The following is a 9,649-nucleotide window of genomic DNA, read 5'->3' on the forward strand; positions in this document are numbered from 1 at the left end:
GCCGCGGAAAGTTCGACGCCGGCCTCCCGCCGTAGTGCCTGCTGGCCGTTGACTGCGTTGGCAGTCCGCCAAGGAAGGGGATCGAGCCCGAAGCGGCGGCTGCCCCACATGAAGGTGTCGTGCGCAAGGACAGCGAAGCCTTGCTGAGCCAGCCAGGTGGCGAGCGCCCGGCCGCCATAGAGCTTTGCCCTGATATCCAGGGGCGGCAATCCCATCACGGGAGAATCTGCGGCACCGCCGGGCCTGTCACCACCGGGTCTGTCACCGCCGGGCCTGTTGCTTAAGGAGGCGCCGCCGTCGTGATGGTCCATGTCGTGAAGCGTCACGTCGTGACGCTGCACATCGTGAGGGAACCGCACCAAGCGCTCAGCACCGTAAGCCTTGATGCCGCCATGGCAGTGGAGGGCGAGCACCCCGGGCAGCGGAGCCGTGGCGCCGGCAGGTCGCACGAACCAAGCGGACGTCGCCGGGCCGAAACCCAACTGCCACTGCAAATGCGAGGTGATGACGCCGTCGTGCTCTGATTCGGAGAGCACTGTGTACTCAAGGTCCGGCGTTACGGCGGGCACGCCAAGGGTGTCGGCAAGTTGCCGGACTTCCACTGAGTCAGCGGTGAACCGGTGCTTGGCGGCATAGGCCGGCCAATCCTCGTAGCCAGCCAGTGCGCTGGGTCGGGTGGGGGTTGCTGCCATGTCAACGGTGGTCATGGCAGGCGGAGTGGGTGGGAAACAATAGTGTCCTGCCTTATCGATGCGGAAGGTGTGCTCCAGCGCACGCCGGGCTTCGTCAGCGTGGAAAAACAAGTTCAGGCGCCTTCGCAAGAAAACGCTTTCTCAAAAATTAGCAAAAGGCTGTACAAGGGTCAAGAAAACGTTTACTTTGATACGGAGCCGCTGAACGTCCGGACCCCAATCCTGGCAACTCACGGGTAGCGCCAGTAGATCGGCGGCGTCCCGGACGGCAAGCACCAACCAGACTCGAACTCCGTGGATGGCCACGATGACCAAAGGAGACCACATGGCCGCTGTACTACGCACGGGGACGCCGCAAGGCGTTCGCGCTCCGGCGAGGGGGAAGCAATGAGCGCTATAGGCGAACTCTCAACGATGACCCGGCGCAAGGGTCCCATGACCAAAGAAGAGAAGAAGGCGAACGGCCGCGACAACAAGGCCGCGTACATCTTCCTTCTGCCGTGGCTGATTGGTCTTGTGGCCATCACCGTGGGGCCCATGCTGATGTCCTTGTACCTGTCCTTCACGGACTACAACCTCCTGCAGCCGCCGGAATGGGTGGGGCTGGATAACTTCATCCGCATGTTCGGCGATGCCCGCCTCCACAACTCCCTGCGCGTCACGTTCACGTACGTGCTGGTGGGTGTGCCGCTCCAGTTGGGCGTGGCCCTGCTGATCGCGCTGGTCCTGGACAAAGGGCTCCGCGGCCTTCCGTTCTACCGCTCCATCTTCTACTTGCCGTCCCTGCTGGGCGGGTCCGTAGCTGTTGCCATCCTGTGGAAGCAGATCTTCGGCACCACGGGCCTGGTCAACCAGGTTCTGGCAATGGTGGGTATTGAAGGACCCGGTTGGATCTCGGATCCCAACACGGCGCTTGGCTCCATCATCCTGCTGCACGTGTGGACCTTCGGCAGCCCCATGATCATCTTCCTGGCCGGCCTTCGCCAGATTCCCGTGATGTATTACGAGGCAGCCAAGGTGGACGGAGCAACCACTTTGCAGCAGTTCTGGCGGATCACCCTGCCCATGCTGAGCCCCATCATCTTCTTCAACCTGGTGCTGCAGATCATCGGATCCTTCCAGTCGTTCACGCAGGCGTTCATCGTCTCCGGCGGCAACGGCGGCCCGTCCGACTCCACCATGTTCTTCACCCTGTACCTCTACCAAAAGGGCTTCGGCCAGTTTGATATGGGCTACGCCTCAGCGATGGCCTGGTTCCTGCTGGTCATCATCGGCGCTTTCACCGCCATCAACTTCATCGCTTCAAAGTATTGGGTGTTCTACGATGACTAAACTCCAGACCCTCCCCGCCGCGTCCGGTAGCTCCGCAGGTAAGAACGGCAAAGAAGGCAAGAGCCCGCGCCGCCGCGAATCCCCAGGCAGCCTGGCCTACAGCCGCAGCGCCCGCATCAAGGGCCTGGTCAAGCACGCCATCCTGATCATTGTGGGCGCCGTAATGATCTACCCGCTGCTGTGGATGGTGGTTTCCTCCCTGCGGCCCAATGACCTCATCTTCCGCGAACCCGGCCTCTGGCTGGAAAGCCTGGAAATGAGCAACTACACCGATGGCTGGTCTGCCCTGACGCACCCGTTCGGGCACTACATGATCAACTCCGCGATCGTGGTCCTGGGCTCCATCCTGGGTAACCTGATCTCCTGCTCCATGGCCGCCTACGCCTTCGCCCGCCTGCAGTTCAGCGGCAAGAAGATCTTCTTCGGCATCATGCTGCTGACCATCATGCTGCCGTTCCACGTGGTGATCGTGCCCCAGTACATCCTGTTCTCCCAGATCGGCTGGGTGAACACCTTCTGGCCGCTGATTGTGCCCAAGCTCCTGGCAACGGACGCGTTCTTCGTGTTCCTCATGGTCCAGTTCATCCGAGGCATTCCCAAGGACCTTGATGAGGCCGCACGAATCGACGGTGCCGGCCACCCCAGGATCTTCCTCCGCGTGATCCTCCCCCTGATGGTCCCGGCCCTGGCCACCACCACCATCTTCACGTTCATCTGGACCTGGAACGACTTCTTCGGCGCACTTATTTACCTCACGGACCCGGATATGTTCACTGTGCCGGTAGCCCTTCGCGCCTTCGTTGACTCGCAGTCGGCAACCAGCTGGGGATCGCTCTTCGCAATGTCCATCGTGTCCTTGCTCCCGGTGTTCCTGGTGTTCCTGTTCGGCCAGCGATTCCTCATCAAGGGCATCGCCACCACGGGCATCAAATAAACCGACTCATTCCGCCGAAAGGGGGCGGCGCCCGCCGCCCCCTTTTCTATGAGCGCCGCCTTTTTGGGTGAGCGCCGCCCGTCCGGGGCAACGCTCTTCGGTGAGTACCGCCGTCGGACTTTTCCGGACAAGTAATACAAGTGGACATCTTGTCATACAAGAGTGTGACTTGTACCATAGTGATCAGTAAGAAAACGCTTTCCCTCATCGCATCATGATCAATGAAGATCGGAGACATCAGTGCCGGTAAATCCAAAGGGTGAAGCAGTCGCCCCCGCAGCCGCCTCACCATCCCGTCCCTCAGCGCCCAAGACCAAGCGCAAGCTCCGGGCATCAGCCCTCGTTGCGGCCACCGCTGCCGCAGTCCTCGCCCTCACCGCCTGTGGTGGTGGCGGAGGGTCCGAGGCGAAGAGCGCCGACGGAAAAGTGGAGCTTCGCTTCGCCTGGTGGGGTGGCGACAAGCGCGCCCAAGTAACGCAGGCCGCCATCGCAGCCTTCGAGGCCGAGAACCCCAACATCAAGATCAAGCCCGAGTACGGCGACTGGAGCGGCTACTGGGACAAGCTGGCCACCCAGGTTGCCGCCAACGATGCTCCGGACATCATCCAGATGGACGAGAAGTACATCACCGAGTACTCCACCCGTGGCGCGTTGCTGGACCTCTCCAAGTACGACATCGACACCTCCAAGCTGGATGCCGCCGCCCTGGATGCCGGCAAGGGCGAGAAGGGGCTGACCGGCATCGCCGCGGGCATCAACGCAGCCACCATCCTGGCCAATCCGGCAGTCTTCCAGGCCGCCGGCGTCGCAATCCCGGACGACAAGACCTGGACGTGGGAAGACTTCGAGCGGATCTCCGCCGAGATCACCGCCAAGTCGCCCAAGGGAACTTACGGCGCGGCTGCCTACGGCACTGATGAAGCCTCGCTGGGCGTGTGGCTGCGCCAGAACGGAAAGTCCCTCTACACGCAGGACGGCAAGCTGGGATTCGAGCCCTCGGACATCGCCGAGTGGTGGGCTTTCCTGAAGCAACTCAGCGAAAAGAAGTCTGTTCCGTCCGCATCGGAAGTTGTGGAAGCTGAGGCCGCCCCGCTTGATCAGAGCGGCCTGGCAACCGGCAAGAACGGTCTGGCCTTCTGGTGGTCCAATCAGCTTCCGGCCCTTGAAAAGGCTGCGGGCGGCGAACTGCAGATCCTCCGCTTCCCGTCCAAGACCGGCAAGGCCGATGACGCCAAGCTTTGGTACAAGGCCTCCCAGTTCTGGTCCGCGTCGTCCCGCACCAAGCACCCTGAAGAGACGGCCAAGTTCATCGACTTCCTGACCAACAACGTCAAGGCCGGCGAGGCGCTCCTTGCAGACCGCGGCGTGTACCCGAACTCCGAAGTTCGCGATGCAATCGCTCCCAAGCTCGCCAAGGCAGATGTGAAGGTTGTCGACTTCATCGCCGGTATCAAGGAAGAACTTGGGGACGCTCCGGCCGCACCGCCAAAGGGTGCCGGTGCTATTCAGGAAATCGTGAAGCGTTACACCTCCGAGGTCCTGTTCGACAGGCTCTCAACAGAGGAGGCCGGCAAGAAGGCCGTGGACGAAATGAAGTCCGCCATCAGCTAGCCATTTGCAACGTAAACCGCGCCCCGGGTTGGTCCATCAGGATCAACCCGGGGCGCGGTTTTTGCGTGTGCCTACCCAACTGTGTAGCAGATCAGGTCGTTCCCCGCGCTGAGAACGGCCTGATCTGCTACCTACTTGGGTCAGTCTTCCGCGATGACGGCCACGGCGCCGGCGGGTACAACGCCGGTGAAGCGTGCGCCGCTCAGCAGCTCGTCGCCGTCGGCCTTCACCGTGACGTCTGCCCGGCTGTGGTTGATGGCGAACAGGAAACTGCCGCCATCAGCGGCGCGCCGCCGGACAAGTTCGACGCCGGAAGACACCTCGGTAGCGGCCGTCACCCCTGCTTCGTCCACGAGTCGGGCGGTCAGTGCGTCGATCCCATCGGCGTCCGGAAGCGTGGCGAGGTACCAGGCCGAACCGGTGCCCACACTGCGCCGGGTCAGGGCCGGGACGTTGCCCAGCGGGTAGTCAGTGAAGGTAGCCAGCACTTCTGTATCCCCGGCAGCGTGCACGTGCTCGGACCACACGGATCCCAGTGTTCCGGGTTCAAATACCGTTCCGTCGCTCAACGTGACCGACGTGCCCGGGAAGAGCGGGTGGAATTCCTCGCTCCGGACCCCCAGCAGTTCGCGGAAAGCGCCCGGGTAACCGCCCAAGCGGACGTGATCCTTTTCGTCAACAATGCCACTGAAGTAGCTGATAAGAACCGTGGCGCCGGCCCCCGCTGCGGTGGCAATCGAGGCAGCTGCTGAGTCCGTGACGGAGTACATGGTGCATACCAGGATGAGGTCATATCCGGACAAGTCCGAGGACGGGTGGACGAAATCCGCAGTGATGCCGCGCAGATACAGGGAGCGGTGGAACGCCCGCATGGTGTCCAGGTATTTCAGTGAGTTGCTGGGGTGCGAGTCCAGCTCCGATGCCCACCACGCTTCGTAATCGAACACGATCGCAACGCGCGATTCGACGCGCGAGCCCTTGACGGGTTCCAGCTTGGACAACGCGTCGCCAAGGTCCACCACGTTGCGCCACACCTGAGTATCGCGGCCACCGTGGGGAACCATGGCGGAGTGAAACTTTTCGGAGCCGGCCTTGCTCTGCCGCCACTGGAAGAACATGACGGCGTCGGCACCGCGGGCCACATGCGTTAGTGAGTTTCGGAGCATTTCGCCGGGCATTTTGGGCTGGTTGTGCGGCTGCCAGTTGACCGCCGACGTCGAGTGTTCCATGAGGATCCATGGCTCGCCACCAGCAACGCCGCGCGTCAGGTCGGCGCTGAATGCGAGCTCAATTTCGCGTTCCGGGTCCGCCGCCACGAGGTAGTGGTCGTTGGCGATCACATCCATGTCTTGGGACCAATCGAAGTAGTCCAAAGCCTTGGTGGCGCTTGAAACCATGAAGTTGGTGGTTGCCGGGACGTTGGGTGTGACTTCACGGATCACGGCCAGCAGCTCGCGGTAATAGTCAATGAACGCCCAGGAATTGAAGCGCGCGAAGTCCAGCTGCTGCCCGGGGTTGAGCGTGGTGGGTGCGGCGCCCGGCGGAATGATTTCGTCGAAGGAAGCGTAGTGCTGCGACCAAAACGCCGTTCCCCAGGCCTCGTTGAGAGCCTCGATGGAACCGTATCGCCGTTCCAGCCATGCCCGGAATGCGGCGGCGTCCTCCTCGCCGTGGAACTCACCGACGTGGCAGCCAAGTTCGTTGTCCACGTGCCAGAGTGCCAAGGCGGGGTGGTTTTTGTAGCGTTCGGCGATCACTCGGGTCATTGCGGTGGCGTACCTGCGGTACACGGACGACGACGGCGTGTAGTGGCGTCGCGAACCCCGTTCCAGCCTGACTCCTTCCGCAGTGACGGGCAGGATCTCGGGATATTTGCGGGCCAGCCAGGCCGGGGGAGAGGCAGTCGCCGTTGCCAGGGCCACCTTGATCCCAGCCCCGTTCAGGTTGTCCATGACGTCATCCAGCCAACCGAAATCGTAGTTTCCTTCGGTGGGTTCCAGCAGTCCCCAGGAGAAGATGCCGACGCTCAGGAAGTTGACCCCGGCTTCCTTCATGAGCTCGATGTCTTCACGCCGGATCTCTTCCGGCCATTGCTCCGGGTTGTAGTCGCCGCCATAGGCGAGACCGTCGATGCTGTTCCAGACGGATGGTCGATGTGAGTTTTCGGGGAAGGTCAAGAGGACTCCTTCGTCAGGTTGGCCGTGCTGGTACTGAGGGTATAGGTGCAGCGTAGCGGTGAAAATGCGTTCTTTGGAAAACGCTTGCCCAGATGCCGGTTTAGAGATATTGTATCGATTCAGAACGAGTGTAAGCGAGATCACTGCCACGTTGTAGAGAACTCAGCAAGCTTGCACCAACTGAGCAAGGAGGCTCTCATGATCGATAGAAGGAAATTCCTGGGTACGGTGGCTCTCGGCACTGCATCGGCCGCGTTCCTGGCTGCGTGTGGCCAGTCATCCACCGCAGGACAGACAGGCTCCGCGGACAATCCCGTGACCATTACTTACACGTGGTGGGGCAACGACGACCGTGCGGAGCGTACCCGTAAGGCCATAGCGTTGTTCGAGTCCAAGAACCCGGATATCAAGGTCAACGGCAACTTCTCGGACTTCGCTGGGTACTGGCAGAAGCGGGCCACGGAAGCTGCCGGCGGTGGACTGCCGGACGTGATGCAGTGGGACCTGTCCTACCTGCGTGATTACGGACAGCGGAACCAGCTCCTTGACCTGGGCACCGTAAAGGTGAACACGGACGCTTTTGATAAGTCGCTCCTTCCCTCGGGCCAGATCAAGGGCAAGACCTACGGCATCCCCACCAGCACCAACGCCTTCGCGGTGTACTACGATCCTGCCAAGCTCCAAAGCCTGGGTATCGCGGAGCCGGATGGCACGTGGACTTATAAGGAATTCAACGCTTTCCTGGCCGAGGTGGGGGCCAAGGGCAACGGGACGTTGTTCGGTGGCACCGACTACACGGGCATCTGGTGGAACTTCAACATCTGGCTGCGTCAGAACAACATCCAGGCCTTCACCGAGGACGGCAAGCTTGGCTTCTCCAAGGATGACCTGAAGAAGTGGTGGAACCTCACCGCGGACCTGCGCGGTACCGGAGCGATTGTTGGCGAAGACAAGGCCACCCAGTTGCTGCCCAAGTCCCCGTTCGGTTCCAATGTCACGGCCACGGAAGTCACCTGGGACAACTTCATGGCCGGTTACCTCGCGGACAGTGGCGCGAAGGAACTCAAGCTCGTTCCGGTTCCGTCAGATGATCCGGACAACCTGGGCCTGTTCCTGAAGCCCTCCATGCTGATGGTGGCCAGCGCCAAGACCAAGTACAAGGATGCTGCTGCCCGCTTCATCGACTTCATGGTCAATGATCCCGAGGTGGGTCAGATCTTCAAGACCTCCCGCGGGGTCCCGGCGTCGAAGACCCAGCGCGATGGCACCACGTTCGAAGGCACCGACAAGCTCGTGGTCGATTATGAGAAGTCAATCGAGAAGTACCTCAAGGACGCCCCGGAGCCGCCCATCGTTGGGTTCGGCACGCTGGAGTCCACCTTCAAGCGGGTCACGCAGGACCTGAACTACGGCAAGCTCACCGTGGACGGCGCTGTTGATGCGTGGTTCAAGGAAGCCGAAGACCTCATCAAGCAGAACGCCTGATACAGGCTTTCCCGAACACTGACGGACTGATCTTGTGACTCAAAGCCCAACCCTGAGCAGGCGTTCCACGCCGTCCGCTCCCGCGCAGCCGCGTAAATCGCGGCGGCGCGGGGCGGACGCCCGCGCCGGCTACACGTTCCTGTTGCCCTGGTTGCTGGGATTCATCGCCCTGACCGTGGGGCCGATGATTTCCTCGCTGTACCTCTCGTTCACCAACTACAACCTCTTCGACGCCCCCAAATGGATCGGTTTCGATAACTACGTCTCGCTGTTCCAGGACGAACGGTTCCTGCAGTCGGTAGGGGTGACCATGCAGTACGTGGTCTTCGGTACCCCGTTGAAGCTCGCCGCGGCGTTGGCGATTGCGATGCTGCTCAACAGCAAACGCAAGGGCCAGGGTTTCTACCGGTCCGCGTTCTACGCCCCCTCGTTGATCGGCGCATCGGTGTCCATCGCGATCGTGTGGAAGGCTATGTTCGGCGATTCCGGCCCGGTGGACCAAGGCTTGTCTTTCTTCGGGATCAACCTTGGCGGTTGGGTGGGCAACCCGAACATGACCATGGGCATGATGATCCTGTTGACCGTGTGGCAGTTCGGCGCCCCGATGGTGATCTTCCTGGCCGGTCTGAAGCAGATCCCGGCGGACCTGTACGAGGCTGCCTCGATGGACGGTGCCGGCCCGGTGCGGAAGTTCATGAACATCACCTGGCCCATGCTCTCCCCGGTGATCTTCTTCAACCTGCTGATGGAAACCATCCACGCCTTCCAGATCTTCGCTTCGGCCTACATCATCTCCAACGGTGAAGGCGGCCCGGCGGGATCCACCCTCTTCTACACCCTCTACCTGTACTTGCGCGGTTTCTCCGATTTCCGGATGGGTTACGCCTCGGCAATGGCCTGGCTCCTGGTGATCGTGGTCGGCATCATCACGCTGATCTTCTTCAAGACCTCCAAGTCCTGGGTCCACTACAGCGGTGATTCGAAATGACAACCATGGCAACACCCACCCAGCCCGCTCCCACCAAGCCCTCCACGGCACCGGTGTACAACCCGAAGTCCGAGTCCGGCACGGCCAAACGCATCAAGAGCACCATCTTCCACATTGTCGCTTTGGCGCTGGTGGCGATGGTCCTCTACCCGGCCCTGTGGATGATCGCCTCGTCCTTCAAACCGAACTCCGAGATCGGCGGCGCCAACACCTCGCTGTGGTCGAACAACTTCAGTTTCGATAACTTCGCCACCGCCATGGAAGGCATCGGCGGGGTCTCCACCCTGACGTTCTTCACCAACTCGTTGATCCTGGCCGTCGGCGCGGTGGTGGGCACGGTCCTCTCGGCGTCCATCTCGGCCTACGCGTTCGCCCGGATCAACTTCCCCGGCCGTGGACTGTTCTTCGGCATGATGATCGCAACGCTGCT

The 9,649-nt window shown here is 61.5% G+C and carries 6 protein-coding genes and 1 pseudogene; 6 read left to right on the top strand and 1 reads right to left on the bottom strand.

All coding sequences use genetic code 11. The features are described from left to right. Positions 1-1,079: 1,079 nt before the first annotated feature. The 3 genes from ACIQH5_RS20035 to ACIQH5_RS20045 all read left to right on the top strand — a co-directional run bounded on the left by ACIQH5_RS20035 (position 1,080) and on the right by ACIQH5_RS20045 (position 4,569). Complete coding sequence (locus ACIQH5_RS20035; RefSeq protein ID WP_024817937.1) at positions 1,080-2,024, top strand: carbohydrate ABC transporter permease; 945 nt, start codon at positions 1,080-1,082, stop codon at positions 2,022-2,024. Then, positions 2,017-2,958 (top strand): carbohydrate ABC transporter permease, encoded by a 942-nt coding sequence (locus ACIQH5_RS20040; protein WP_400406860.1) that lies wholly within the window; start codon positions 2,017-2,019, stop codon positions 2,956-2,958. The genes ACIQH5_RS20035 and ACIQH5_RS20040 overlap by 8 nt, the downstream gene beginning before the upstream one ends. A 240-nt stretch (positions 2,959-3,198) precedes the next feature. After that, a complete protein-coding gene (locus ACIQH5_RS20045; protein WP_400406862.1) occupies positions 3,199-4,569 on the top strand; it encodes an ABC transporter substrate-binding protein in 1,371 nt (456 codons plus the stop codon). Between the two features lie 140 nt (positions 4,570-4,709). On the opposite strand, the gene ACIQH5_RS20050 is transcribed toward ACIQH5_RS20045, so the two are convergent. Continuing rightward, the gene (locus ACIQH5_RS20050; RefSeq protein ID WP_400406865.1) at positions 4,710-6,746 is read right to left on the bottom strand and encodes a beta-galactosidase; all 2,037 of its coding nucleotides are present in this window, start codon (positions 6,744-6,746) and stop codon (positions 4,710-4,712) included. 198 nt (positions 6,747-6,944) lie between these two features. Here ACIQH5_RS20050 and ACIQH5_RS20055 point away from each other — a divergent pair, with 198 nt between their 5' ends. The 3 genes and pseudogenes from ACIQH5_RS20055 to ACIQH5_RS20065 form a co-directional block, all read left to right on the top strand. Continuing rightward, a complete protein-coding gene (locus ACIQH5_RS20055) occupies positions 6,945-8,231 on the top strand; it encodes an ABC transporter substrate-binding protein (RefSeq protein ID WP_400406868.1) in 1,287 nt (428 codons plus the stop codon). A 34-nt stretch (positions 8,232-8,265) separates the two neighbouring features. Further along, positions 8,266-9,219 carry a carbohydrate ABC transporter permease gene (locus tag ACIQH5_RS20060; RefSeq protein WP_400406709.1) on the top strand — a complete coding sequence of 318 codons (954 nt, stop codon included), beginning with the start codon at positions 8,266-8,268 and terminating at the stop codon, positions 9,217-9,219. Further along, a pseudogene (locus ACIQH5_RS20065) lies at positions 9,216-9,649 on the top strand (carbohydrate ABC transporter permease); the annotation flags it as partial. The gene ACIQH5_RS20060 and the pseudogene ACIQH5_RS20065, both read left to right, overlap by 4 nt.

Origin of the sequence: Paenarthrobacter sp. NPDC091711 (genome assembly GCF_044756605.1) — a bacterium.
Lineage (GTDB): Bacteria > Actinomycetota > Actinomycetes > Actinomycetales > Micrococcaceae > Arthrobacter.